Genomic DNA, 24607 nt, shown 5'->3' with positions numbered 1-24607 from the left:
ACCTTTAATGAAATTGAATTTGTTGATGGTAGCAGTTGCCTTAGGCGCTGCACCAGCTATTGTAAATGCCGCCGCATATAGTGTGCAGGAATTACCCGTAACGAGTCTTTCGGCCAATCAATTTGGCTCATCTATTGATAACTCGGGCTTAATTTTAACCACCTTGACTAACCCTTTTAACCCGCCCATTGATATGAGTTTGTTTGATGTGGCTAATTTTCCATCGTTGAGCGACCCAGACGCAGCCGCCCAAGGAAACTTCAATACAAGCGATTATACGCTGGTAGTTAATGCATTTCGAAATAATGCGGTGAGCTTCTCAACATTTGGTCAAAAGTTAGCAAGCAGAGTGATATACCAAACCGACGGAACCGATGCTCAATATGTGTTTGGGTTTGACCAAGAGCAAGACAATACCAATGGATTTACGTTTGCCTTAAATTCAAATGTAGCAGGCTCTGCAAATGGGGCATATATCGCTGGAAATAGCACATCGCTCTTTAGACCCGTGGATTTTGTGACTGACGCTGGCGATGAGTTTACGGCGGTCATTGCAGATTTTTTTCAGCGCGGCTTTGTGCAGTTTGATGGCAACACGACGCCACTTCTGCCCATAGACACCACACTGGAAGGTCGCAGTCAGGCCAATGCAATAAATGAGAACCTGCAAGTTGCAGGTGCATCATCTGTTGGGGTAAGAGACGCCATTACCACCGGTATTGAAACCTGTAATTCAGAAGAAAACACCTTCCCACTAGATATTTGTTTGTACGAGCTTAAAACCAGAGTACAAGAACAATTTATTAGACGGGCCACCGTTTGGCAGCTTGACGCCCAAGGAGAGGTTATATCGTCTGAGTTCTATCCCTTAAGCTTTACGCCAGAAGCAGACGATACGCGTAACTTTGTGAACGACGCTCTAGACATAAATAACGCGGGTGTTGCAGTGGGCAGTGGTACTGTGCTTCGAAATAACGTGGGCGTATCTGCGGCCATGGTTTATGAAAATGGCACCACCACGCGATTAATTGAAGATGACGATATGTTGCCAAACTTCGCGATTGGCATTAACGATGCTGGCATTGTTGCCGGATATCAGATTCAGGCGATTAATAATCAGGGCCGTGCCAAGTTATTCACTTACGATTTAAACAGCGGCGAGTTAGTGTTTCCTGACGACTTTTTTGTCAGCTCGTCTACTATCCCGCGCGATATCAATAATAACGGTATTGTGGTGGGGGACGGTGAAATCGAGGCCTCGCAGAGTCAAAGACGCCGTGCAGCCTTTATGTACGATATGCAGTCAGGTGAGTTTGTTAATCTTAACGATTTGATTGCGTGCGACTCTCCCTACGACATCGTGTCGGCTAATAGCATCAACGACAGCAATGAGATTGTTGCAGACGCTACGGTTTTTCGCAGTCAAAAGAATGTGCGCGGCGAGGCATTGCTAGATGCAGACGGTAATGAAATTTTTGAAACGGCTGTTGTGGCACTTAAGCTCACTCCGACCGGCCAAGAAGCGCCCGATTGTTCTGTACCCGATGCAGAAAACCCTGATTTAGAGCGTCAAGGGGCTAGTACTAATACGCTAATCATTATTGCACTTTTAGGTCTTGCTGTATTTAGACGGAAGCGATTTAGCAAAAACCGTTAGTAGTTTTGTGTAAATTACCTGAAGGCCACGTCATTAGTGGCCTTTTTTATTGGCCTAATTTTTTAATAACCTAGGCAAATAAACAGCGCTTTCTTTAGATGAAAATGGTCCAATAATCAAATCGCCAGTTTTCAACAGGTTAGAATATTCATCCTAAATTTGGTGGTATTTTGCATTGAACTATTCGCTTTATTAACGTATCTCTATATATGTGACATTTCTGTTACACGCATCACGATAAAACTATCGACCTTGCGTGAGATGTCATTTCTTTCAATCAAGAGAGGTAAGTAATGAAGAGACAAAAAAGAGATAAGCTAAGCAGAGCGCATTCGAAAGGGTATCAAGCAGGCATTGCAGGACGCTCGAAGGAAAATTGTCCATTTCAAGCATTTGACGCACGTTCTCACTGGTTAGGCGGGTGGCGAGAAGCGACCGGTGACAGACAACTAGGCATTAACCCCAGGTAAGGTCTACAGTACTTAATTAATACGAAAACGCCGAGCTTATATATGCTCGGCGTTTTGGTTTTAGTCTAAGCGAATTAACAACAAGCCGCATGATAGCAAGCTTGCTCAACACTTATGACATTAAAATGAGGAAGTGTCCTGAAATAAGCCAACTTTCAAGTCTTTCGCGGTATATATGACGCGACCATCGACGGCTACAGAACCATCTGCCATACCCATAAATAATTTACGCTTAATGACACGTTTAAAATCTATACGGTAGGTGACTTTTTTTGCAGTTGGAAGTATTTGGCCTGTAAATTTAACTTCGCCTACGCCCAAGGCTCGTCCTTTACCAGGACCTCCTGACCAACCCAAGAAAAACCCAACAAGCTGCCACATGGCGTCTAAGCCAAGGCAGCCCGGCATGACTGGGTCGCCAGGGAAATGACACGCAAAAAACCAAAGGTCAGGGTGAATATCAAGCTCAGCCTCAATATATCCCTTACCGTGCTCACCGCCTTGCTCAGTGATCATGTTGATTCTGTCCATCATCAGCATATTTGGCGCGGGGAGCTGGCTGTTGCCAGGACCAAACATCTCGCCGGTACTGCATTTGAGTAAGTCTTCTCTAGTAAATTGGTGTTGTTTATCAGTCATATTATTTCTTATTTTTGAAAACAGGGAGTAATTTAGCGAACACTTGTACGCTAAACAACTCTGAACAGTGAAATAATGCAAAAAAGAAGGGAGAAACCGCTACTTTGTGCCAAAAATGTTTAAATTATGAGCAGAGTAGTTGAGCTTTTTACAATTAGGGGTCAACAGCTAAGGAGATTTACTCTACAATTGCACTAGGTTAAGTCAGAGAGTTCGTCGTAGGCATGAGAAACAAAAAAATGCAGGCCAATGCTGAAAAGCAAAAGCGTTACAGAGAACGACAAAAACAGCTCGGCAAAAAAATGGTGCGAGGCTATATCACGCCTGAAGCAATGGAGAATTACAAAGAAATTGTAGAAAAAACGAATTGGACGGACAGTGATATTTTGTCAAATTCGCTGCGCATCACCTATGCGGCATACCGCAACGGGCAAATTAGATTTTTAAACAAGTGGCTGCAAGATGACGACCGCAAAAAGCTACTGCAGAGGCAAAAACAAGCGGCAAAACAGGGCGCTAATGCAGATGTTGCCGCCACTCAACAAACACCGACAAAGCCCGATGAGCTCGGTTGAGCTACTTAAAATCTATACAACTTCATTAAAAGCCTAAGCACCCAGTACTGAAAAGCCTAAGTACCCAGTACTGAAAAGGAGCGCAGAATTAACTAAGCACCGAGTGCTGAACTAACTAAGCACCGAGTGCTGAACTAACTAAGCACCGAGTGCTGATACAGCACGCGCTTTGCCTCTTGCTGCACATCGTCTCGCTTACGGTAATCCCACAATTTTTTACGGGCCTCACTGGCGGCCTTGTCGACGTCAACAATCGGCGCAACATAGTCCTTTTCCAAATTAAAGTCATACATCGCAGCCTCAAGCCCAGGAATAGCCCAAGGCGTATGTATGAGTTCTTTAGGGAGGTTTTTAAGTTCGGGGACCCACTTTTTAATAAATATACCGTCGGGGTCTTTATCTTCTGACTGCTTAATCGGATTATACAAACGGATTGTATTGGTGCCCGTTACCCCAGCCTGCATTTGAAACTGTGGATAGTGTATCCCGGGTTCAAAATCTAAAAATTGTCGACCTAAGTGCACAACACCGGCTTGCCAGTCTATATCTAAATGATGGCACAGAAAGCTCACCAGCATCGCGCGCATCCTGAAGTTCAAATATCCGGTGCTGATGACCGCTCGCATCGATGCGTCAATAATCGGAATACCAGTGTTGCCTTCTTTCCACGCTTTTAACCTTTGCTCTTTTAATTCTCCGGTGCAGTAAGGGTAATCTGTGTACGCTTTATTTACCGGTCGAAACTGCATTTGTGACTCTGATTCAAACTTTTGAATAAAGTGGCAATGCCAGCTAATGCGAGCTTGAAAGGCATTTACGGAGCGTCGCCATCCGCTTTTGTCTTGATAGCGCTGACTAAATTGATATACCTGACGAATACTTAAATTGCCCCAGGCTAAATATGGGGATATGCGGGAGCAGGTGCGGCGCGCTGTTTCTGGTTTGCCGATATTGCCAAAATATGCCTTTCCGCGCCCTTTGTAAAAATCATACATAACATGCCATGCACGTTTTTCACCCCCTAATTGAAACAAAGGCGCTTTTTCTTTCCATGCATCGGGCACGTTAAATGTATAGGCCTCAAGCGAGGAGGGGTGGCTAGCGGGTACTAGGCTTGTTAAATCTACGTCATACATCTGCCCATTCATTAATCCATGCCAATGGCTACGCCACTTAAAACGATGGGCTAGGGGGCGCAGCACTGCCCCATGTGCAAATTCATACCATGATATGTTTTTGCTTTTAACCCATTTGCTGAGCGCTTTGTCGCGTTCAAAGGTATGCGCCAGACCAATTTCCTGATGGCTATAAATGGCCTGCATACCGGCGTCTGCCAAGCGGGCAAAAATATCTATTGGATTGCCCTTTAGACAATGTACCTGCAGCAAATTGTGCCCTTGTGCAATGAGCTGTTCATTCAAATCACAAAGTGATTGATAAATAAAACGCCAGTGGCGGATGTCCATATGAGGATCATTGAGCTGTGAAGGTTCAACAATATAGACAAGCATCAGAGGTAAGCCGGCTTGCTGCGCCCTGAGCAAGGGCTCGTGGTCGCGCAGGCGAAGATCGCGTTTTAACCAAACTACGTTAAATTGAGCCGATGATGCAGTTTTATTTTTCATTGCTAAAGCCTAAGCACTAATTGCTGCGCATCATCAACGGGCAAGCCACTTATTTATAAACTTGCGCTGGGGATCGTAGGTATCGGTTTGCTTTTGCAAATTAAACTGACGGTGTCCACGAGGGTCGCTTCCCACACCCGCTAAGTACTGCCAGTTTCCCCAATTGCTTGCTACGTCAAAATCAATTAACTGTTGCTCGAAGTAAGCTGCGCCGTAGCGCCAGTCGAGTGCTAGCTCGTGCACAAAACAACTCGCGACGAGTTGACGCCCTCTGTTAGAAATAAAGCCCGTCGCATTGAGCTGGCGCATACATGCATCAACAATGTCGTAGCCCGTTTCACCTTGACACCACTGCTGATATTTTTCAGTGTCTAGGCGCGTGTTTGGCGATTTATCTTGGATGCCTTGGTAGGCAAAAAAAGCGACACCGTGTTTTTTGTGCTGCCAATGAAAAAACTCTCGCCAGAGCAACTCAAAAAATAGCCAGTAGGTGCTGTCGTTAGCAACGCGCTCACGTTCATATTCACTAAGCTTCTGCAAAACCTCGCGTGGCGACACACATCCGTGTGCCAAGAATGCAGAAAGGCGGCTTGAAAAATCCCACCCATCAAGCCCGTTTCGAGTTTCTTTGTAACGGGCTATTTGGTCGCTGCCAAAAAAGTAGGCCTCAATTCGTTGTAGACCAGCGCTTTGGCCGCCCTGATAGTACTCGTTATCATATTTTGGCTTGTTGTCAGCTAGGCTTAGCTTATAAGTTGTGATGCCATCGCAATCAAGCGCTAAATGCTGGACCTTGCTTTCTATTTTTTTACCACCGGTCAACACCTTATTTTCTGATGGACTGTTGCTTCGGGGTTTGGCGTATTTCTCTACTTTACGTCGGAAGGGCGAGAAGGTATCGGGCATGTTTTCAAGTGCAAATGGAAAGTCTTCTTGTTCGTATAAATAGTTGCTTCCACCCTTGATGTGGCTTAGTTCACCTTGAATATTTTCGATTTCACGCCGCTCATAGACCCCATGATGCTCTTCATACGATATATGGGTGATGGAATTTTGCGCTAACAATCGATTTACCACTTCAACGGGCTTACCGTAGAGCACATAAAGCTCAATGCCGATTGCTTGTAGCTGGCGGCTTAAGTCAGATAATGCACTTTCAATAAACCAGCGCCTATGCTGGCCAAGGTGCAAACAATCATATTGGTTGGGCTCTTCCCATTTGGGATCGAAAACGTAGACAGCGGCCACCGAAGCGCAAGATGCGATTAACTGGCTTAGCGCTTCGTTGCCGCTAACGCGTAAATCATGTCTAAACCAATGCAGTCCTGACGAGGATGAGGGCATAATAATTTCCTAAAAATGCTCGGTAAAATGAGTACTCCTAAGCAATATAAATCGATCGGTTTAGGGGCTTTTTTAGTAGAAAACTCATCAAGATAGTCACAGCGCCCGTTGCGGCCTAGTCACAGAATAAGGAAGTGCTGCTTTTATGAGCAATAGTGAAAACCCAATAAAAACTATCGTTTGGTTTAGACAGGATTTACGAATAAATGACAACCCAGCGCTTAAAGCTGCATGTGATAATGGCGAGGTTGTTCCTGTTTATATTCTTGATGATGCAATTCCTGATAAAGCCACCCTTGGCGGCGCAAGTTCATGGTGGCTGCATCATGCCTTACACGACCTTGCTAAATCTTTTGATAACCGGCTCGTCGTAAAATCAGGAAACGCTAAGCAAATTCTAGAAAAACTTGCCGATGAACACCAAGCGACACATATTTTATGGCACCGCATGTATGAACCTTGGGCTCGAAAGCGCGATGCAGAAATAAAGGCGCATTTTAAAGACTCCGGCGTTGCTGCAAAAAGCTTAAACGGCTCTTTGCTATGGGAGCCCTGGGAAGTGCTTAAAAAGGATGACACTCCTTATAAAGTGTATACCCCTTACTATCGAAATGGTTGTTTAAATCAAGACGACCCTCGTTATCCTTTGCCTCGCCCTGAACTAAACATTGCATCCTCTGTGACCAATAATGCGGCAGCAGATATTGATGCCCTTGGATTATTGCCAAACATTGATTGGGACGGTGGCTTAAAAGAGATGTGGACAGTGAGTGAGCGCGCCGCTGGCAGCAAGCTTCATTGGTTTATTGATAACGCGATTAAAGCTTATAAAGATGACCGCAATTTGCCCGCGGTACGCGGTACATCGCAGTTGTCTCCGTACTTACACTTTGGCCAAATTTCACCTAACCAGGTTTGGTATGCAATCAAAGATGCATTTCATGGCAATACATCAGGTGAGGGCGTTGATACTTATTTAAGTGAAATCGGCTGGCGGGAATTTTCATATTATCTGCTCTACCACTTTAATGATATTCAAAAACGTAATTTCAATGAAAAGTTTGATAAGTTTCCTTGGCGTACGTCTAAGACCGATTTGACGGCTTGGCAGCGCGGTAAAACCGGCATACCTATTGTTGATGCTGGGATGCGTGAGCTTTACCAAACCGGTTACATGCACAATCGCGTGCGCATGATTGTCGGTTCGTTTTTAGTTAAGAACCTGCTGATTGACTGGCGCGAGGGCGAGCGCTGGTTTTGGGACTGCTTAGTTGATGCAGATACCGCCAGTAACTCAGCAGGCTGGCAGTGGGTGGCCGGTTCTGGTGCAGATGCAGCCCCGTATTTCAGAATTTTTAACCCTGTACTGCAAAGCGAAAAATTTGATAAAGAAGGGGAGTATATAAAAACCTACTGTCCTGAACTGAGTAATTTGCCTAAAAAATATATTCACAAACCGTGGGAGGCATCCAGTGAAGTCTTAGAGAAGGCGGGTGTGACCCTGGGAGAACAATACCCTGAGCCGATTGTGGACCTTAAAGAATCTCGCAAGCGGGCTCTCGACGCCTTTGCTGAAATAAAAGGAGAGTGAGCTCAATGACCAAGCTTTGCGTGATACTAGGCGACCAACTGAGTCTCAACACTGAGTCGTTGCAACAAATCGATAAGTCTCAAGACTATGTTCTCATGGCGGAGGTTAAATCTGAAGCAACGTACGTAAAGCACCATAAGAAAAAAGTCGCGTTTGTATTTAGTGCTATGCGTCATTTTGCGCAAGAACTCAAAGAAAACGATTATCGGATAGATTATACAGCCTACTCAGATAGCAATAATAAAGGCAGCCTGTTTGAGCAAGTCAAAGCGTTTTGTGAACAACATCCTATTGACGAAATCGTTATTGCTCACGCCGGTGAATACCGATTACAGCAAGATATCGATAGCTGGCAGGGCAAGCTGAATATTGAGGTGACGGTTTGTCGTGATAACCGCTTTGTGGCCGAACAGTCATTTTTTGATGAATGGGCAAATGGGCGAAAGCAGCTGCGCATGGAATACTTTTACAGAGAGATGCGACGGAATCATAACTATCTAATGGAGGGTAAAGAACCAGCGGGAGGAAAATGGAATTACGACAGTCAAAACCGAGAAAAGCCGCCGAAAGACCTCGATGTGCCTGAGCCTACTAAATTTACACCCGACGACATTACCAATGAAGTCCTCGAATTAGTAGCCAAAGAGTTTGACGATCACTTCGGTGATTTAAATGATTTCCATTATGCAGTTAACCGTACGCAGGCCTTGAAGGTACTTGATGAGTTTATTGAACAACGTCTTGAGCATTTTGGTCAATATCAGGACGCCATGATACAAGACGAACCGTGGATGTATCATTCTCACATTAGCTTTTACATTAACGTGGGCATGCTGTCGGCACAAGAATGTATGGACGCTGCTGAACAAGCCTACGTATCTGGTCAAGCACCGCTCAATTCGGTAGAAGGTTTCATTCGTCAAATATTGGGGTGGCGAGAGTATGTTAAAGGGTTTTATTGGCATTTGATGCCCGATTACAAAGAAAAGAATTATCTCAATGCCACGCGCGATTTGCCTGAGCTGTTTTGGGGCAGCGATACTAAAATGAACTGCCTTAAGCAGTGCGTGAAAGAAACGAAAGAAAATGCATACGCCCATCATATTCAGCGTTTAATGATCTTGGGTAATTTTGCTCTGCTTGCCGGATTAGACCCAGAGCAGGTAAACGAATGGTATTTAATTGTATATGCAGATGCATACGAGTGGGTAGAACTGCCGAATGTGAGCGGTATGATTTTATTCACCGACGGTGGTTTACTCGCAAGCAAACCCTATGCTGCAAGCGGGTCATACATTAATAAGATGTCTAATTACTGTCAGCACTGTGAGTACAGCGTTAAAGAAAAAACCGGCCATCAAGCTTGTCCGTTTAACTACTTATATTGGGATTTTTTGATACGGCACAGAGATACGCTGCAAAAAAATCCCCGCATGGGCATGATTTATCGAACATTAGAAAAGATGGACGGCAAAAAAATTGACCATATGCTCGACGATGCGGCGAGCTTTTTCGAGCGATTATCAAAGAATGAAGAAGTCTAATTTACCTACAAAGGTATGTCCGGTATGCGAGTTACCCTTTACGTGGCGAAAAAAATGGGAACGAAACTGGCCCGATATTCGTTATTGTTCTGAGCGCTGTCGCCGCAATAAGCGCAGCGCCGGCACCTCATAGCCGGCCCCATACCAAGCAACGTATGCTCAGCAACTTATACCCGCCAAATAATAGCGACATAGAGAATCTACTAGGTCATAATTTTTATTTACGCCTTGCTAGAGCCTTATACGTTCAATCATTAAACAAATATCGCGCAATTCTTTATATTTTCGTTCATTTTGTACGTGAGCAGGTTATTTGGTTTTATACTCTCAATGCAGGTAAATCCGCGCCAACGCTTTTTATCTTCTATTCAAATATCGAATAGCTCATAGTTAATAAATGCGCGATTAACATCGCCTGATGCTGCATCGGTAAAAAATATACGCGCTTTTTATATAATATTAAATAAGCAGGATTCAGGTTAAATAGGTATAAAAATTAACACAAAATACGCCATCCTTCCTTTGAGAGCATGACAAATGCGACAGTATTCGCATGCTTTGTTATAATTACTTCATAATTTCCTGTTTGTATCTACACATAAAGCGGCTTTGGACCGCGCAGATGTATTAAGGCGTTGAATGTCAGATAACAAAGAGTCAAAAGCTTCTCAAAACCAAACCGTTTACCTATTTGATGACAGGGAAAGCTCTCGTGAAGAACGTGAGAACGAGCACCAGGACCCTTGTGACGTAGCTACGCCTACAACTAACACGCCTGCATCTAACACGCCTATATCTCAAACAACTGCACCTTCCCCACAAAAAACCATGCAAGACAACCTCAATCAAAATAGCGTCAGTCATGATCATAGGGCGGAGCAGAGCTTGTTCGAAACTGCGGGCGATGATGACTATGCCATTTATCAAAGTGACGTACCAGACGACCATCGCATGATGGAGTTTGCCCTGTGGGGCTCTGGTTTATCGGTGTGGTCGTGGTATCGAGAGAGTGATGAAATTGAAATAAAAGCCTTTCAAAACGGTCAATATCGTCGTCAAAGTGTTTATCCATCGTTTAGTGCCTTTTGGGAATGTGTCCATGCTGACGATGTAAACGAGCTCAAGCGCAAGTGGGCTGCTATATTAGACGAGAGCTTAATTGTATTTGATTATCAATTTAGGTTTTTATTCAAAGACGAATATCGCTGGCTTCAGTTAAAAGGGCGTGTGACCGCGCTAGACGATGTCGGCGTGAATACGTTAGTGGGTACCTTCCAAGATATAAGCGAACAGAAGAGCAACGAAACCCAATCAAATATTATGAGTTATGCGCTTGCACAGACTTCACAGCCCATGCTCATCTTAGAAAAAAATCTCACGATTGTTGATGTGAATACCGCTTTTTTCAATCAAATCGACCCTAGCTTTGCTCCTCTTAACAATACCAGTTTCGCGAGCAGCGTGGCGATTGCAAAAGGCGATATTGAGTCTCTTGAACAACACGGATTTTTGCAGGTGCAGACTGAGTATTTCCGTGCCAATAGCAACGGTTCTGTTAAACAGGCCATTCCGGTAGAGCTTGCATTCAATCTCTTTCATATGAACGAGCTCAACCAAGACTATTACATTGTTGCATTAACTAACTTAACCAGTCGATTGCAAAATGAAGCAACGCTTCATCGTTTAGCGCATTATGACTCGTTAACCGGTTTGTTAAATCGTCGAGCGCTTCAAGAGAGCTTAACCGAGCTTACCGATGCCCAAAGACCGTTTGCATTATGCTATATAGATTTAGAAGGGTTTAAGCAAATTAATGAAGCTTTTGGCCACGAATTTGGCGACTCTGTGTTGGAAAATATCGGCGCAAGCATGCAGCAGTCCCTCACAAAAGCAGCGCAGCTATGTCGCTGGGGTGGTGACGAACTTATCGCGACGTTTTACGAAACTGACGAAGAGACGCTGTCTAAATACGTGCAAGACATTGTTGATATCGTAGCATCACAAAAGATAGTGATGAACGGTCAGAGATTTACCTTGCGTGCACATATTGGTGTAGCCTGCTTCCCAGACAATGCGCTTGGCAGTAGCGAGTTAATTCGAAATGCCGACGCGGCTTTGTTTTATGCTAAATCTGAGGAAGATTGTACTTACAAAATGTATACGCAAGGGATGACCGACGACAAGGTCAAACGTATTACCTTTGTGAACGACCTTAGAGAGGCACTCAATGCCAAAGAATTGAGCTTTGTATTGCAAGGTAAGTTTAATCAGGAGCGCGAGCTAATAGGGGCCGAAGTGTTGTGCCGATGGCATAGCCCAAAACATGGGCATGTATCGCCAGGCGTATTTGTTCCTTTGATTGAAAAGCATGGAATGGAGTATCAGCTTGGTGAACTTGCGCTGGAAAATGCGATGAGCTTTATTTATTTACTCGAGAAGCAAGGTATACGCATTCCAATTTCGGTAAATATATCATCGAGTCAGTTTCTACAAGCAAGTTTTGTAGAGCTTGTTAAATCGCTTGTTGGCAAACATCAAATCGACCCGCGATTAATCGAACTAGAGATAACCGAATCGGTGTTCATGGTGGATGAACAGCTTGCAACTCAAAACTTTGATCGCGTCAGGGCCTTAGGTTTTAGAATATCGCTAGATGATTTTGGAACGGGCTACTCGTCGCTGTCATATTTATCTAAATATCATTTTGACGTGGTCAAAATTGACCGCCAGTTTATTATTGATTTGGCCGATAATGCCAAAGCGCAAAAGCTGTTTTTAGCGATACTCAATTTATGCAAGGCATTAGATATTGAAACCGTGGTAGAAGGAATAGAGACCGAACAGCAATTTGAGATGCTTACCGAATCAGGGGTGACAAAGTTTCAGGGTTTTTTACTCGGTATGCCAACGGCCTTTAAAGACTTTGCGTTAACACACCAAGGAAATCGCATTCACTAGGCTACGAGCTTAAGAGCATAAATTGCAAACAAACCCAGCGCTATGGCCAAGGTCACGCTAAATAGTGTGCCAAGCATGATGTATTCTGTTAGCTTCCTGTCTTGCTCTCTGCGCATATCACCAAAACGAAAAACACTTTTTGCGGCTAATAAAAACCCAATGCCGGCGTATTGCCCGAGCATGACAAATATAATCACCAAAAATCGTTCTAGTATGCCAATCCATTCACCCGCGTAAGGTAAACCGGGATTATCTTGCTCCTGACTCGCATTTGCATTCATGTCTTTGGTAAAAGGTGTCAAAATTAACTGGATTATTAATGAAAGCGGTTTCCATGCAAACAAAAACGTCGCGAGAATAATCAAATGCTGGGCCTGCGTGTATTCAGACGCAATATCATGCCAAAGGCTAACATCAGGCTGAGCAATGTAAGCGCAAATCAATGCTAGGATGGTGATATGAGCACACTGGTCAATTAAGAATGACTTCAAATAAAAGCCCTGATACGTTTTCCATATATCAATGGCATAGTGAGTTAACACAATTGTGAACAGCACTACAAAAAACGTGGCAGTCAGACCTAGAAATGAATAAAGCACAATGGCGTTTAGCGCCAGATGAGTCAAGACATGCTTGAATAAGCCAACTGATTTTTCTTTGTGCTTAATTTTACTATCAATCCAAGATTTACGCTGTAAGTAAAAATCGGCCACTAGGTGCACAAGTAGTAAGAGAAGAAACAGGGTCATTGTGCATAATCCTCAATGGTTGACTCAAAAAATAAGATGCTTTGTTTTAACAAATCAGCGCCGCCGCGCTTTAAATGCGCCGCGACGTTTTGACGGGTCATCTGCAGTTGTTCGGCAATAACGTGCTGCTCAGGAAAATCTTCGGCAATATAATAATAGAGCACCTCACACTGCTTTTGTGTAAGGCCGCTTAGGTAGTAGTTTAAGTATTGCTGAATAAGCGAGATAGCCTGCATATTGTTGGGTAAACTGAGGCTTAAATCACGTCTATTTGTGCGCTCAAGTAGTCGCCCCGATTGAACAAAGACCTCTCCCATGCTTTGTGAGAATGCCGGTTCAATTTTATCCTGATGCCCAAATACTAGGGCCTGAGTCAGTTTGATGGGGTGTTTGCTGACGCAGTGCATCAGCCTCAAACGCGTGAGCAAACTCGCTTTAAAGGCATAAATGGGATTGGAGTATGCCACTTGGAAGGCATCACCCCTGAAAATATCAAAGCGAGCGTTAAACGCGTCATTATGTCGCTGTAGTTCTGTTCTCAGCGCATCCATGGCTTGTTTGTACGTCTGTTCTGACATTTTAGTAGAGTGAACTAAGTCACTTGTTTCTACCGCTATAAACATTGACAGTACCTAGTCAAAAGGGAACACTTGAAACTATGTCATAAAAAAAGATATTCCGCAAATTATTATGTTTGCTTCTTGTATTAGCAAATTAATTAAATTGCTTAAATATTCATCAACAGGCGTGTTTCATGATAACTAGACCCCAGGCCAGTGTGTATTTAATTCTTGGTCCTGCTCTTGCCATAGCTACTTACTATTTATGTTATTTGAGCTTTGGATTTGAATCAGTTGCGGCTATCACAGCGGCTATTACTGTGCTCACCGTCACTTGGTGGGTGACCGAAGCGCTTCCAATACCCATCACATCTTTATTGCCCTTCGCATTACTTCCTTTATTCAATGTTGTTGGGCATCGAGAAGTCAGTGCGGCATTTGGCAGCCACGTAATTTTATTGCTGATGGGGGCATTTATGCTCTCTAAGAGCCTTGAAAAAGCAGGCGTACATAAACGACTTGCGATTATTATGATTAACGCAATCGGTTCGAATAGTAAAAAACGATTAGTATTAGGATTTATGATAGCCACAGCAGTACTCAGTATGTGGATATCAAATACCGCTACGGTTTTAATTATGCTGCCAATCGCGTTGGCAGTGCTTGCATCCGTCGAAGAGCGTCCGTTAAAAGTCGCACTTATTCTTGGCATTGCCTATGCGGCCAGTGTAGGAGGGGTTGGCACTTTAATCGGAACGCCGCCAAACGTGATTTTTGCAGGCCTATACGAACAGCAGTCGGGTCAAGAATTTGGCTTTGTCACTTGGATGATGGTGGGGATCCCATGCGTGATTATCGCCATTCCAATGATGGCAATATGGCTAACGCGTCATTTAAGTGGACCGCTTCAGGTGAATTTGCCAACATTAGGCCCTTGGCAAAGTGAAGAGATCAGAACGCTGAGCGTATTCGGACTGGCGGTGCTTGCATGGATTACGCGTAACGCACCATTTGGTGGGTGGAGTGAGTTGTTTGGCGTAAATGGTGCGGGAGATAGCACGGTAGCGCTTGCAGCGGTGATAGTGATGTTTATTGTGCCTAATGGAAAAGGCTCGCGCTTGTTAGACTGGGAAACTGCGGTGGCTATTCCTTGGGGAATGCTGTTATTGTTTGCCGGAGGCATTGCGCTTGCGACCGGTTTTACCGCATCTGGCTTAAGCACGCTGATAGGGGATGGTTTAAGTCGTTTTACTGAGTTTCCACTTTTAATCACCTTATTGCTGTTGTGTTTAAGCGTGACCTACTTAACTGAAATAACCAGCAATACCGCCACTGCAACGCTATTAATGCCAATATTGTATTTGGTCGGAATAAACTACGGAGTAGACCCCGCCATATTTATGATCCCCGCGGCAATGGCAGCAAGCTGTGCGTTTATGCTACCGGTTGCCACAGCGCCGAACGCGATTGCTTATGGCACCGGCGAAATAGACATCAAAGATATGGTAAAAGAAGGCGCGGTGCTTAGCTTTGGGGTGTCAAGTATGCTCGCCTTGGTTTGTTACGTCGTATTAGACATAGCATTGTAGTTATGAATAAGCCATGCATAGCTCGAGGGCATTTAAAAAATTAAGGTAATACCATGAAGATTATTGTCGATGCCGACGCTTGTCCGGTTGCCATTAAAGAGATTATTTGCAAGGCTGCCCAGCGCACTCACGTGCATGCCATGTTTATTGCAAACCATGCCATACGCCTGCCGGCATCATCTTATCTCAGCAATATAAGCGTTCCCGCGGGTTTCGATGTAGCTGATCATGAGGTTGTACGTCGCTGTGAAGCCGGAGACTTAGTTATTACGTCTGATATTCCACTGGCTGCCGAGATAATAGAGAAGGGGGGTGATGCGCTTTCCTCACGCGGAGAGTTGTTTGATAAACAAACCATTAAAAGCCGCTTAGTCACCCGCGATTTTATGGAAACGATGCGAGCAAGCGGCATACACAGCTCGGGCCAAGCCCCGCTCAACAATAAAGACAGAAAAGCCTTTGCCGACCATCTCGACCGGCTACTGGCTAAACGCTCATTTTAGTAAACTTATTAAGCTAGAGGTATCAAAACGACCACCGCCATTTTTCTGGACCTGCGCGTAAAATTGGTCGACCAAGGCGGTAATTGGAAGCGTACTTTTATTACGTTTGGCTTCATCAAGCACAATACCTAAGTCTTTGCGCATCCAATCAACTGCAAAGCCAAAGTCAAACTCTTGTTTTACCATCGTATGTGAGCGATTCTCCATTTGCCAAGATTGCGCAGCACCCTTGCTTATAACATCGATGACTTGCTCTGTATTTAAGCCTGCGTTTTGGGCAAAATGCAGCGCCTCAGAGAGTCCTTGCACAATACCTGCAATACAGATTTGATTCACCATTTTACACAGCTGACCGCTACCCACAGTACCTAGCAGTGCGTGCTTTTGTGCATAGCAGTTTAACACCTCGCATGTTTGCTTATAAACAGTCTCTGCTGCACCGCACATAACGGTAAGTTTTCCGTTTTCAGCACCCGCCTGACCGCCTGATACTGGCGCATCCATAAAGCCAAGGTGTTGTTTTGAACAAGCCTCAGAAAGCTCACGCGCTAAGTGGGCCGACGTGGTGGTATGGTCTACCAAGATACTGTTAGGCTTCATAGCACTAAGCGCACCATCGTCCCCATAAACTACTGAGCGAACATCGTCATCGTTACCCACGCATACCAACACAATGTCGGCATTGTTAGCTGCCATACGAGGGGTATCAGCTACCTGACCATTATATTGGCTGGCCCAAGAAAGCGCTTTGTCTTTACTTCGATTAAATACAAGTACTTCATGTCCAGCCCTTGCCACATGGCCGGCCATGGGAAAGCCCATCGCTCCTAAGCCTATAAACGCTACACGCATGAATACATCTCTTTGATAAACTAGGTGGTAGCAATACTAACGGTATTAGGGCAGGGGCATCAAGGGCGAATGAAGATAAAGCTGCGCGATTTCATTGTGCGCTAGCGGCCTGTCGAAAATGGCAAGTTCGTCAATTGCGCCGACATAATTTAAACCTAACACAATGCGCAGATTCGCCGGGTTCCACGCTATTTTTAGGGGCCGCTTAAAAGAATTTTGTAACTCACCGTTTATATATAGTTTAGCAACACTTGGGCTGTTTGCATTTATATCGTTGATGGTTAACGCCACATGCGTCCACTCATGGCTTGCAAAGATATCTGATTTTACACCCACCATAGGTCGCTCGCTAATTGGGAAGTCGTTAAAGTCGATATCCATTGGATTCCAAAATACATACTCAGAGAATACCCCGAGCCTAAAATCTTTTGTTTCTGATTTATCAAAATCAACGAATATGGAGCCATCGTTCCATGCATCATCTAATATCATAATGGGGTCGACATACTCATTAGGAAGCTGTTTAAGTGGTGAGGTTTTGAGCCATAAAGACACGGTGACAGAAAATATGTCATCACTAGATGGAAGATTACTATCTCCTTTAAATACTAAAAACTCACTCGCGTGCTCAGAAAAGACTAACGCGCCTCCAAAAACACCACCATGGGTTTGCTGCTCTATATTTTTTGATTCAATGCCAGATCGCAGGTCAAAACGCTTGCTCATACTCTGCGCGGTATAGACCTTAGCATCACCCATAGCAATATCAGCATCAGGGTGTTCGTCAAAACTAGCGTAAAACAATAGTCCCTTCTTATTCGGTGAAGTGTTTATTGGCAAAGTGTTATTCGGTAGGGTGTTATCCGTTAAAGCCGCCTGACTTTTAGGCTCTGTATCGCCTGCGGCAACTGAAATAAAACCAACAGTGGTCAGAAGTAAACCAAACAAACATCTATATTTTGTTTTGCCCATTTTAGTTTTACTCATCTTTGCTATCCATACATAAGCACTTGCATTAAACCGAGTTAAATTAACCTCAGCTCTGGTTAAGTTAAATATACTCAACTATTGTTTAGGGGTAAATTAGTTGGCTATAAGTAATATCTGGCTAATACTTGGCTAATATGTAACTCAGAGATGCTTATAGCGCGGCTAGCCATGATGCTTCATACTTCTTTTGGCGCTTTGTTAAAAATAAAGATAGGTTGTCGGTCAGAGAACAATAAAGTGAGTAGAACCCATTGAACAGACGACAAATGATTAAATCACTTGCAATAAGCCTGGGCTTGACACTCAGTAAATCTGCGTTTACTCGCCTAGTTACCCTAACTAATTACGACGCTGATGCGAACTCAAGAGACTTTGTGAATGGCCAAAAGACGGCATCTTTATTATCTAATAAACAAAAGCGTCTGTTAAAAACACTAGCTGACATAGTACTACCGGTCAGCGATTCCCCGAGTGCAAGTGAGGTAGGTGCAGACCATTTTGTTGAGTATGCTGTCAATCAATTGTTCTCAGAAGATGATCAAGAACACTTCCTGAAAGGGCTCATGACGTTTGACAATATGTACACCGCTTTCATTATGTCTGACGGACCTACTCAAAAGAACATCATTACGCATATTGACGGTGATGCTTTTAAACCAGCCAATAGTGAAAATCCAAGCGATATTTTACGCTTCTACACCTTATTTAAGCAGTGTCTATTATTAGGCTATTTTACCAGCGAATCCGTCATGACAGGCTTTTTGAACTATCATCCCGTACCTGGAAGATATGACCCAAAGGTAATAGTGAATGAATCGAGCTTGCTCTTTGTTACCAATTAAGAGGTAGTCATGAAAAGTGAAAACTCACAGTATGATGCTATTGTCATCGGCTCTGGTATTAGCGGAGGCTGGGCGGCAAAAGAGCTAAGCGAAAAAGGGCTTAAAACGCTTGTTTTAGAGCGAGGCGAAGACGTTCAGCATGTCAAAGACTATTCGAGTGCCATGACACCACCATGGGGCTTTGACGGACGCGGTAAAGTCGATGCAGATACACTTAAAGACTATCCTATTCAATCAAAAGTGTATGCGTTTAATGAGGGCACTAAGCCGTTTTGGGTAAAAGACTCTGAGCATCCTTACACAACACCAGATAATAAACCTTTTCATTGGTTTAGGGGCTATCAAGTAGGCGGAAGAAGCATCACTTGGGGCAGACAATGCTCTCGTTGGGCAGAAATTGATTTTGAAGCTAATGCGAAAGACGGTCACGGAATAGACTGGCCTATTCGCTACGCAGATATTGCACCGTGGTATGATTACGTAGAACGCTTTATCGGCGTGAGCGGCAAAAAAGAAGGGCTCGCCCAATTACCTGATGGTCAGTTTTTAGCGCCGATGCAAATGAATGACGTTGAACTGCATGTTAAAAAGGCGATGGCAAAAAAATGGAAAGATAGAGTATTAACCATTGGGCGCGTTGCAAATTTAAGCGAAGCTCACAAGGGAAGGGGACCTTGTCAATATCGCAATTTATGCGCCAGAGGATGTCCGTTCTCAGCGTATTTTTCAAGCTTGAGCAGCACACTCCCTGCAGCACACGCAACGGGAAATCTTACTCTTAGAGCTAACTCTGTTGTTACCCGAATTACCTATAATGAGCATAAAAACAGAGTAAGTGGTGTAGAGGTTCTCGATACAAGCACGGGCGCGCTACATTCATATACCGCCAAGCTTATTTTTGTATGTGCATCAACGCTTAACTCAACGTGGTTACTACTCAACTCAGCAAATTCAAGCTTTCCAAATGGGCTTGCCAATGGAAGTGGTGAGCTAGGGAAAAACCTTATTGACCAACATTATCGAGTTGGGGCATCAGGTCAAATTAAGGGTTTTGATAAAAGCTATTACTACGGAAGCCGACCAACGGGAATAATTGTTCCTCGTTTTAGAAACCTAGAAAAACAAGAAACTGACTACCTTCGAGGATTTAATTACCAAGGCTGGGCAAGCAGAGCCGACTGGCGCAGAGGTCAATCTCAGAAAGGAATTGGCGCTGATTTCAAAGATGCTTTACGCACGCCGGGCGACTGGACAATGGAGTTTTTGAGCTTTGGCGAAAGCTTGCCCAATCCGAACAACCATGTTCGTTTAAATAGCGATAAGAAAGACGTACACGGCTTATCAACGCTGTATATCAGCGCAGAATTTGGCGAAAATGAGAAAAAGATGCGAAAGGACATGCGCCAGTCGGCTGTTGATATGCTTGAGGCGGCCGGCGCGGTTAATATCAAGCCTTATGATCACGGGCACGCATATATTCCTGGCGACTGCATTCATGAGATGGGCACTGCAAGAATGGGAAAAGATAAAACTACCTCAGTACTTAATGAATGGAATCAATCACACGATATTCCAAATCTGTTTGTAACCGATGGTGCATCGATGGCTTCGGGCTCCTGTAAAAATCCGTCAGTAACTTATATGGCATTGACTGCAAGAGCAGTAGACTTTGCTGTAGACGAGCTCAAGCGCTTAAACATTTAATAACAACGTTATCCTACGTGAACGAAATGTCTTTGGTGGTAGGTGTACATATCAGCAACGTAGCGACACATCAAAAATCTGAAAAGATTCATTTTATTTCATTAAATCAGAAGCTTACACAGCTCAATGCAAGTTTTCAGAGCGCATTTATATTTATCCACATATTATATAATTGCGTATAATGTATATTATGTTAAATTAAATATTATCCCAAAGTTATTCACAAGTAATATTTATGAGGCACATTCACAAGACATATTCACAAGGCATATCCCCTTCTTTGTGTATGTTTACTTTTCCGTTTGCTGAAGCTTTTGTCGGTATTGGTATGATTGCAGGTTTAAGCGGTTTCTTGGTTGGCCCAGTGTCGCTATTTATAGGTAGCGTTGGCGCTATTTCCGTTTTCAAGGCCGTTTACATCGACAAACGTGAGTTAAAATGCGCTTGTGTGGGAGGCGATAGCAATGTGCCTCTCGGTTTTATCTCCGTGACCGAAAACTTATTTATGATTTCAGCGGGTCTGTGGATGGTGGCTAGCGCAATTTATGGTTAACTGCTGATATTCAATGCGTTGACGTCAAGTTTGGCTCGATGATTGATGATTGATAGTGAATGCTTGGTTGATGCCCTCTCAGATGGGATCGCGAATCTAAGGTTATATCGCCCTATTACTTATCTGTGTTGGCTTACCACCGTGATAAGGTACCTATGACTTCTAAATATTTAGTCGCAGGTTAATATTTGTTTTGGTGATTAAAAATGATATCTAATCAACACTTTTAATTGGTTTCTAAAATTATCATCTAGGGTAAATGCGTTATCACGATACGTGTAGCGTAAAATAAGACTCAGATTGTTATCAAACGCATACGTAAAATCGGCTTCTCCATCGTAACCACGTTCTCCGCTTTCCCAAAAATAAATATGCACCCATTGCGAAACGCTAAAGTTATCGGTAAATGCGAACTCATTGGCAATCACGATAGACTCGGCAGATGTATAAACATTATCGTTAAAATCTAAAAAGTCTAAGCGCAGTCTATTATGTAAAACCGATAGCTTTGTGTTGTACTTGTCTGCCCATTTAAAGTTATAGCCTAGCCCTACTCCTATTTGGCTTAACAAATAGTCAAGCTTGGTGTCGTCTATGCTAATGGTGTCACGCTCTAAATAAGTGTTAGTTTCGGTGAAGAAGTTATTGCTTGAAAACAGATGAATCCAATTAGCTCTGAGGCGCTGCTTGTCGGTGTCTCTTACGCCATCTTTAAGCTTTAAATCAGAGCGGGCGTTGAAATTGATGTTATTGGAGCTTCGACGCCACTTAGCAGTCAAATCTACATTAAACTTTAGCTCGTCGTTATTTTTACCTTTGTCATACTCAAGTCCGCCTCCAATCGACCAAGCATCGGGCCTGAGAACATGTAAAATCAGCGTTTCTTCAGAATTCACGCCTGAGATTTCATTAATATCCACAGAACGAGACGTATCTTGGGCATTTGCTTGCGGTGTAAGTGCGGTAAATTGTGCCTCTGCATTGGTAAACTGAATTTCTCCAAATCGGGTAGATTTAAAAATGCCGCCCGTTTCGCTAAGCGACATTAGTTCACCAACAAGCGTATCACCATTATTAAATGTTAAGTGCCCCTCGCCTAAGGTATTGGCAATGCTTTGCTTTGTTTCGTTGTTAGATGCAAGGCAATGTTGACTCAACATTAATGCAAAAAGCATGGCAATAGGTTTCATGAATTCTAAGTGGGTTCTTTGGGCATATATACGTGCGTTAATTAAACGTTAATTTATCCGATTTGTCATGAAAAACCGCAATTTATCCAGTTTTTACACACAAGCGAGGTGCAAAACTTAAATGCAATTGCGCCGTTTAATATATTCCCATAGTATCTGTTTTAGGCATAAATATAATGAAAAGACCCCTCAAGCATGTATAGCACGATAATTATTGGAACCGGTTTTGGCGGCTTGAGTGCCGCGATAAAAATGAAGGCGCTAGGGATTGATAATTTTATCATGTTAGAGCGCCGCAGTTTTTACGGTGGCACCTGGATGCAGAATCGCTATCCCGGAGCGGCGGTTGATGTACCCTCGCCCTTATACAGCCTTGAGAACGAACCCTTTGCATGGTCCCAATTGTTCGCAAAGCGTGACCAGCTTGAACAATACACGCGTGGTTTAATTCAAAAGCACAGCCTAGAGGAGCGCATCAAGCTCAATGCTCAGGTGGTCGAGGCCCGCTGGAAGGATGGACATTGGCAAGTGAGCCTGACAAACGGTGAAACCTTAGAAGCAAGCAGCATTATTAACGCGACAGGGCCTTTAAGCACGCCGGTCATACCAAACTTTAAGGGGAAGGAGCGGTTTAAAGGACGCAGTTTTCATTGCAATGACTGGCCGGCAGACCTCGATATTAGTAATAAACGAGTCGCCATCATCGGTTCTGGCGCAAGTGCTGTACAAATCATTCCGGCTATTGCCAAAGATGTTGCTAAACTGCATGTATTTCAACGTACACCGCATTGGGTTTTATCGCGTCCTGATATTGTGTTTCCCGGGTGGTTTAAAAAATGTCTCCCTAACAAGTGGCTTTATGGCCTCATTAAATGGTCTATTTATGTGCATCATGAGTTACGGGTCCTTGCGTTTAAATACTCCAAAACCTTGCTTAAATTAGTTGCCCAAAAGCCTGCTGAACGACACATTGCCAAGCAAGTTAAAGACCCTGAGATGCGCGATCGCCTGACGCCCGATTTTTTAATTGGATGTAAACGCATCTTAATGTCAAACACCTATTATCCTGCCTTGCAGTCAGAGGCGGTTGTTTTGCACGATAAAACGCAGGGTATTGATGAAATTAATGAAGACGGTATTGTTACGACGCAAGGTGAGCAGATTGACCTTGATGTTATTGTGTATGCCACTGGCTATAACGCTGCAGACAGCATGATTTCGTATTTAGTGATAGGAAGGCATAACTTGCCGCTGAATGAGCAGTGGAAGGATTATCCTAGAGCATATTTGGGCACGACTATGCCGAATTTTCCTAACTTTTTTGTAGTAACCGGCCCAAATACCGGCATTGGCCATACAAGCGCCATTTTTGTGATTGAGTCTCAAATGCGCTACATCGCACAGTGTATGCAATTGCTGCACGATCACCCTACTCTGAGCATTGAACCCACCGAATACGCCGAAAATGAATACTCAAATATGGTTCATAGTGAAATGACTAAAACTGTTTGGTACTATGGGGGCTGTCAGTCGTGGTATCAAAATGCTTCGGGTAAGGTGATAGCGATGTTTCCTGGGTTTAGCTTTACCTTTAGGCGATTATGCAAGAAGTTTCGCCCCGAACATCATTTACTTGAGGACACAGCAAAATGACATCTCAAACCATGTACATACTCATGTTGTTATTGGTATGTTTGGGGGGTGTTGTGTATGTCTTATTCATCTCTCGCTCAAAACGCATCGGTCGTTTTTTATACACGCGGGCAATGTCCTTGGAACGAACAAAAGCTGGTCTTAGCACATCTACCCACACAATAAACGGTGTGCCTATCTCTTGTTATGCGAATTTCAGTCTCAGCGATTCCCAAAATAACACTCCCACCAAGGCTGATAAAAGGCCGGTGTTATTGTTGCTACATGGATTCAGTGCGAATAAGTGTATTTGGCATCGCTTTGCAATGCAGGCCAAAAAAGATTATCGGTTAATTATTCCAGACATGCTTGGACACGGCGACACCCCATATAGTGCCTCACAGTCTTACTCTACTGAACAACAAGCTGATATGTTGCAAGCCTTATTGGACATGCTTTTAGTTGATAAGTGCATGGTAATTGGAAACTCTATGGGTGGCATGATTGCCATGAAGCTAATGCAGCGTCAGCCGATGCGTTTTATTAAAGCTATATTACTTGATCCCGCTGGCGCAAAAACAGATTTTGCGCTTGGCATGCAGGCGACGGGTGCAAATCCATTTTTGCATAAAAACATGCAGCATTTTTTCAATATGTACAATCGCACAATGGCCGCACCGCCCTTTTTTCCACCTTGTGTACTGCACTATATTGGTCATCATGAATATCTGCAGAAAGACAGGCAGCTATCCCATATGTTTCGTGACTTTTTTAACCTCAACGATTTTTTTGATAAGCCCATTAAAGTGGATAGCAACGCATTAATGCTTGTATGGGGCGAAGAGGATGGTCTAGTGCCAGTGTCTGATGCAGCCTACTGGACGGAGTTAACCGCTTGCAAACCTCTTATTTATGCAAATGTCGGGCACATGCCAATGATTGAGATTCCGCAAAAATGTTATCGAGACTGCAAAGAATTTCTAGAAAAACCAGTGCGTTAAACATATTCCATATAAAGGTATAGATGGACTGCTAGATAA

General features: G+C 43.7%; 21 protein-coding genes and 1 pseudogene. 14 read left to right on the top strand and 8 right to left on the bottom strand.

All coding sequences use genetic code 11. From position 1 onward, the window contains the following. The first annotated feature begins 7 nt into the window (after positions 1 to 7). Together ACFO4O_RS04735 and rmf are read left to right on the top strand one after the other, a co-directional pair. Positions 8 to 1657, top strand: a complete 1650-nt coding sequence (locus ACFO4O_RS04735; protein ID WP_382406208.1) for a DUF3466 family protein — start codon at positions 8 to 10, stop codon at positions 1655 to 1657. A gap of 293 nt (positions 1658 to 1950) precedes the next feature. Continuing rightward, positions 1951 to 2127 carry a ribosome modulation factor gene (rmf, locus tag ACFO4O_RS04730; protein WP_382406207.1) on the top strand — a complete coding sequence of 59 codons (177 nt, stop codon included), beginning with the start codon at positions 1951 to 1953 and terminating at the stop codon, positions 2125 to 2127. Positions 2128 to 2247: 120 nt separating this feature from the next. On the opposite strand, the gene fabA is transcribed toward rmf, so the two are convergent. After that, the gene (gene fabA / locus ACFO4O_RS04725; RefSeq protein ID WP_382406206.1) at positions 2248 to 2766 is read right to left on the bottom strand and encodes a bifunctional 3-hydroxydecanoyl-ACP dehydratase/trans-2-decenoyl-ACP isomerase; all 519 of its coding nucleotides are present in this window, start codon (positions 2764 to 2766) and stop codon (positions 2248 to 2250) included. A 224-nt stretch (positions 2767 to 2990) separates the two neighbouring features. Here fabA and ACFO4O_RS04720 point away from each other — a divergent pair, with 224 nt between their 5' ends. Beyond that, on the top strand, positions 2991 to 3341 hold the full coding sequence (locus ACFO4O_RS04720; RefSeq protein ID WP_382406205.1) for a hypothetical protein: 351 nt from the start codon (positions 2991 to 2993) through the stop codon (positions 3339 to 3341). Positions 3342 to 3475: 134 nt separating this feature from the next. On the opposite strand, the gene ACFO4O_RS04715 is transcribed toward ACFO4O_RS04720, so the two are convergent. Both ACFO4O_RS04715 and ACFO4O_RS04710 read right to left on the bottom strand, forming a co-directional pair. Then, entirely contained in the window at positions 3476 to 4966 is a 1491-nt protein-coding gene (locus tag ACFO4O_RS04715) for a cryptochrome/deoxyribodipyrimidine photo-lyase family protein (protein ID WP_382406204.1), read from the bottom strand. Between the two features lie 33 nt (positions 4967 to 4999). Beyond that, complete coding sequence (locus tag ACFO4O_RS04710; RefSeq protein ID WP_382406203.1) at positions 5000 to 6310, bottom strand: DASH family cryptochrome; 1311 nt, start codon at positions 6308 to 6310, stop codon at positions 5000 to 5002. 145 nt (positions 6311 to 6455) lie between these two features. On the opposite strand from ACFO4O_RS04710, the gene ACFO4O_RS04705 reads away from it, so the two are divergent. The 4 genes from ACFO4O_RS04705 (at position 6456) to ACFO4O_RS04690 (ending at position 12403) form a co-directional block, all read left to right on the top strand. Continuing rightward, a complete protein-coding gene (locus tag ACFO4O_RS04705) occupies positions 6456 to 7901 on the top strand; it encodes a cryptochrome/photolyase family protein (protein WP_382406202.1) in 1446 nt (481 codons plus the stop codon). A 5-nt stretch (positions 7902 to 7906) separates the two neighbouring features. Continuing rightward, a complete protein-coding gene (locus tag ACFO4O_RS04700; protein WP_382406201.1) occupies positions 7907 to 9445 on the top strand; it encodes a cryptochrome/photolyase family protein in 1539 nt (512 codons plus the stop codon). Continuing rightward, positions 9432 to 9578, top strand: coding sequence for a DUF2256 domain-containing protein (locus ACFO4O_RS04695; protein WP_382406200.1), 147 nt, complete (start codon positions 9432 to 9434; stop codon positions 9576 to 9578). The genes ACFO4O_RS04700 and ACFO4O_RS04695 overlap by 14 nt, the downstream gene beginning before the upstream one ends. A 506-nt stretch (positions 9579 to 10084) precedes the next feature. Then, entirely contained in the window at positions 10085 to 12403 is a 2319-nt protein-coding gene (locus tag ACFO4O_RS04690; protein WP_382406199.1) for a putative bifunctional diguanylate cyclase/phosphodiesterase, read from the top strand. Here ACFO4O_RS04690 and ACFO4O_RS04685 read toward each other — a convergent pair. Continuing rightward, complete coding sequence (locus tag ACFO4O_RS04685) at positions 12400 to 13152, bottom strand: DUF3307 domain-containing protein (protein WP_382406198.1); 753 nt, start codon at positions 13150 to 13152, stop codon at positions 12400 to 12402. The two genes, ACFO4O_RS04690 and ACFO4O_RS04685, sit on opposite strands and share 4 nt — an antisense overlap. Continuing rightward, complete coding sequence (locus ACFO4O_RS04680; protein WP_382406197.1) at positions 13149 to 13775, bottom strand: hypothetical protein; 627 nt, start codon at positions 13773 to 13775, stop codon at positions 13149 to 13151. The genes ACFO4O_RS04685 and ACFO4O_RS04680 overlap by 4 nt, the downstream gene beginning before the upstream one ends. A gap of 131 nt (positions 13776 to 13906) precedes the next feature. Here ACFO4O_RS04680 and ACFO4O_RS04675 point away from each other — a divergent pair, with 131 nt between their 5' ends. Together ACFO4O_RS04675 and ACFO4O_RS04670 are read left to right on the top strand one after the other, a co-directional pair. Beyond that, positions 13907 to 15301 (top strand): SLC13 family permease, encoded by a 1395-nt coding sequence (locus ACFO4O_RS04675; RefSeq protein ID WP_382406196.1) that lies wholly within the window; start codon positions 13907 to 13909, stop codon positions 15299 to 15301. Positions 15302 to 15354: 53 nt separating this feature from the next. Then, positions 15355 to 15804 carry a YaiI/YqxD family protein gene (locus ACFO4O_RS04670; RefSeq protein WP_382406195.1) on the top strand — a complete coding sequence of 150 codons (450 nt, stop codon included), beginning with the start codon at positions 15355 to 15357 and terminating at the stop codon, positions 15802 to 15804. Here ACFO4O_RS04670 and ACFO4O_RS04665 read toward each other — a convergent pair. Beyond that, entirely contained in the window at positions 15796 to 16656 is an 861-nt protein-coding gene (locus tag ACFO4O_RS04665; protein WP_382406194.1) for an NAD(P)-dependent oxidoreductase, read from the bottom strand. The two genes, ACFO4O_RS04670 and ACFO4O_RS04665, sit on opposite strands and share 9 nt — an antisense overlap. A 45-nt stretch (positions 16657 to 16701) precedes the next feature. Next, complete coding sequence (locus tag ACFO4O_RS04660; protein WP_382406193.1) at positions 16702 to 17643, bottom strand: LamG domain-containing protein; 942 nt, start codon at positions 17641 to 17643, stop codon at positions 16702 to 16704. A 269-nt stretch (positions 17644 to 17912) separates the two neighbouring features. On the opposite strand from ACFO4O_RS04660, the gene ACFO4O_RS04655 reads away from it, so the two are divergent. The 3 genes and pseudogenes from ACFO4O_RS04655 to ACFO4O_RS04645 form a co-directional block, all read left to right on the top strand. Then, positions 17913 to 18488 carry a gluconate 2-dehydrogenase subunit 3 family protein gene (locus ACFO4O_RS04655; protein WP_382406192.1) on the top strand — a complete coding sequence of 192 codons (576 nt, stop codon included), beginning with the start codon at positions 17913 to 17915 and terminating at the stop codon, positions 18486 to 18488. A gap of 9 nt (positions 18489 to 18497) precedes the next feature. After that, positions 18498 to 20192, top strand: coding sequence for a GMC oxidoreductase (locus tag ACFO4O_RS04650; protein WP_382406191.1), 1695 nt, complete (start codon positions 18498 to 18500; stop codon positions 20190 to 20192). A gap of 289 nt (positions 20193 to 20481) precedes the next feature. Beyond that, positions 20482 to 20745, top strand: a pseudogene (locus ACFO4O_RS04645) (glutaredoxin family protein); the annotation flags it as partial. 200 nt (positions 20746 to 20945) lie between these two features. Here the strand turns inward: ACFO4O_RS04645 and ACFO4O_RS04640 are convergent. Further along, entirely contained in the window at positions 20946 to 21935 is a 990-nt protein-coding gene (locus tag ACFO4O_RS04640; RefSeq protein ID WP_382406190.1) for a DUF481 domain-containing protein, read from the bottom strand. Between the two features lie 195 nt (positions 21936 to 22130). On the opposite strand from ACFO4O_RS04640, the gene ACFO4O_RS04635 reads away from it, so the two are divergent. Further along, complete coding sequence (locus ACFO4O_RS04635; RefSeq protein ID WP_382406189.1) at positions 22131 to 23588, top strand: flavin-containing monooxygenase; 1458 nt, start codon at positions 22131 to 22133, stop codon at positions 23586 to 23588. Further along, a complete protein-coding gene (locus ACFO4O_RS04630) occupies positions 23585 to 24568 on the top strand; it encodes an alpha/beta fold hydrolase (protein ID WP_382406188.1) in 984 nt (327 codons plus the stop codon). Before ACFO4O_RS04635 ends, ACFO4O_RS04630 begins: the two co-directional genes overlap by 4 nt. Positions 24569 to 24607: the final 39 nt, after the last annotated feature.

Source organism: Glaciecola siphonariae, from assembly GCF_042652645.1.
Lineage (GTDB): Bacteria > Pseudomonadota > Gammaproteobacteria > Enterobacterales > Alteromonadaceae > Glaciecola > Glaciecola siphonariae.
This window is presented reverse-complemented; position numbering and strand designations above follow the sequence as displayed.

Excerpts from the sequence above, each read along its gene's own strand:
- ACFO4O_RS04720 (WP_382406205.1), top strand. The coding sequence starts at position 2,991 with ATGAGAAACAAAAAAATGCAGGCCAATGCTGAAAAGCAAAAGCGTTAC.
- ACFO4O_RS04685 (WP_382406198.1), bottom strand. The coding sequence starts at position 13,152 with ATGACCCTGTTTCTTCTCTTACTACTTGTGCACCTAGTGGCCGATTTT.
- ACFO4O_RS04665 (WP_382406194.1), bottom strand. The coding sequence starts at position 16,656 with ATGCGTGTAGCGTTTATAGGCTTAGGAGCGATGGGCTTTCCCATGGCC.
- ACFO4O_RS04680 (WP_382406197.1), bottom strand. The coding sequence starts at position 13,775 with ATGTTTATAGCGGTAGAAACAAGTGACTTAGTTCACTCTACTAAAATG.
- ACFO4O_RS04650 (WP_382406191.1), top strand. The coding sequence starts at position 18,498 with ATGAAAAGTGAAAACTCACAGTATGATGCTATTGTCATCGGCTCTGGT.
- ACFO4O_RS04715 (WP_382406204.1), bottom strand. The coding sequence starts at position 4,966 with ATGAAAAATAAAACTGCATCATCGGCTCAATTTAACGTAGTTTGGTTA.
- ACFO4O_RS04670 (WP_382406195.1), top strand. The coding sequence starts at position 15,355 with ATGAAGATTATTGTCGATGCCGACGCTTGTCCGGTTGCCATTAAAGAG.
- ACFO4O_RS04630 (WP_382406188.1), top strand. The coding sequence starts at position 23,585 with ATGACATCTCAAACCATGTACATACTCATGTTGTTATTGGTATGTTTG.
- ACFO4O_RS04700 (WP_382406201.1), top strand. The coding sequence starts at position 7,907 with ATGACCAAGCTTTGCGTGATACTAGGCGACCAACTGAGTCTCAACACT.
- fabA (WP_382406206.1), bottom strand. The coding sequence starts at position 2,766 with ATGACTGATAAACAACACCAATTTACTAGAGAAGACTTACTCAAATGC.
- ACFO4O_RS04635 (WP_382406189.1), top strand. The coding sequence starts at position 22,131 with ATGTATAGCACGATAATTATTGGAACCGGTTTTGGCGGCTTGAGTGCC.
- ACFO4O_RS04690 (WP_382406199.1), top strand. The coding sequence starts at position 10,085 with ATGTCAGATAACAAAGAGTCAAAAGCTTCTCAAAACCAAACCGTTTAC.
- ACFO4O_RS04695 (WP_382406200.1), top strand. The coding sequence starts at position 9,432 with ATGAAGAAGTCTAATTTACCTACAAAGGTATGTCCGGTATGCGAGTTA.
- ACFO4O_RS04735 (WP_382406208.1), top strand. The coding sequence starts at position 8 with ATGAAATTGAATTTGTTGATGGTAGCAGTTGCCTTAGGCGCTGCACCA.
- ACFO4O_RS04675 (WP_382406196.1), top strand. The coding sequence starts at position 13,907 with ATGATAACTAGACCCCAGGCCAGTGTGTATTTAATTCTTGGTCCTGCT.
- ACFO4O_RS04705 (WP_382406202.1), top strand. The coding sequence starts at position 6,456 with ATGAGCAATAGTGAAAACCCAATAAAAACTATCGTTTGGTTTAGACAG.
- ACFO4O_RS04660 (WP_382406193.1), bottom strand. The coding sequence starts at position 17,643 with ATGAGTAAAACTAAAATGGGCAAAACAAAATATAGATGTTTGTTTGGT.
- ACFO4O_RS04710 (WP_382406203.1), bottom strand. The coding sequence starts at position 6,310 with ATGCCCTCATCCTCGTCAGGACTGCATTGGTTTAGACATGATTTACGC.
- ACFO4O_RS04655 (WP_382406192.1), top strand. The coding sequence starts at position 17,913 with ATGATTAAATCACTTGCAATAAGCCTGGGCTTGACACTCAGTAAATCT.
- ACFO4O_RS04640 (WP_382406190.1), bottom strand. The coding sequence starts at position 21,935 with ATGAAACCTATTGCCATGCTTTTTGCATTAATGTTGAGTCAACATTGC.
- rmf (WP_382406207.1), top strand. The coding sequence starts at position 1,951 with ATGAAGAGACAAAAAAGAGATAAGCTAAGCAGAGCGCATTCGAAAGGG.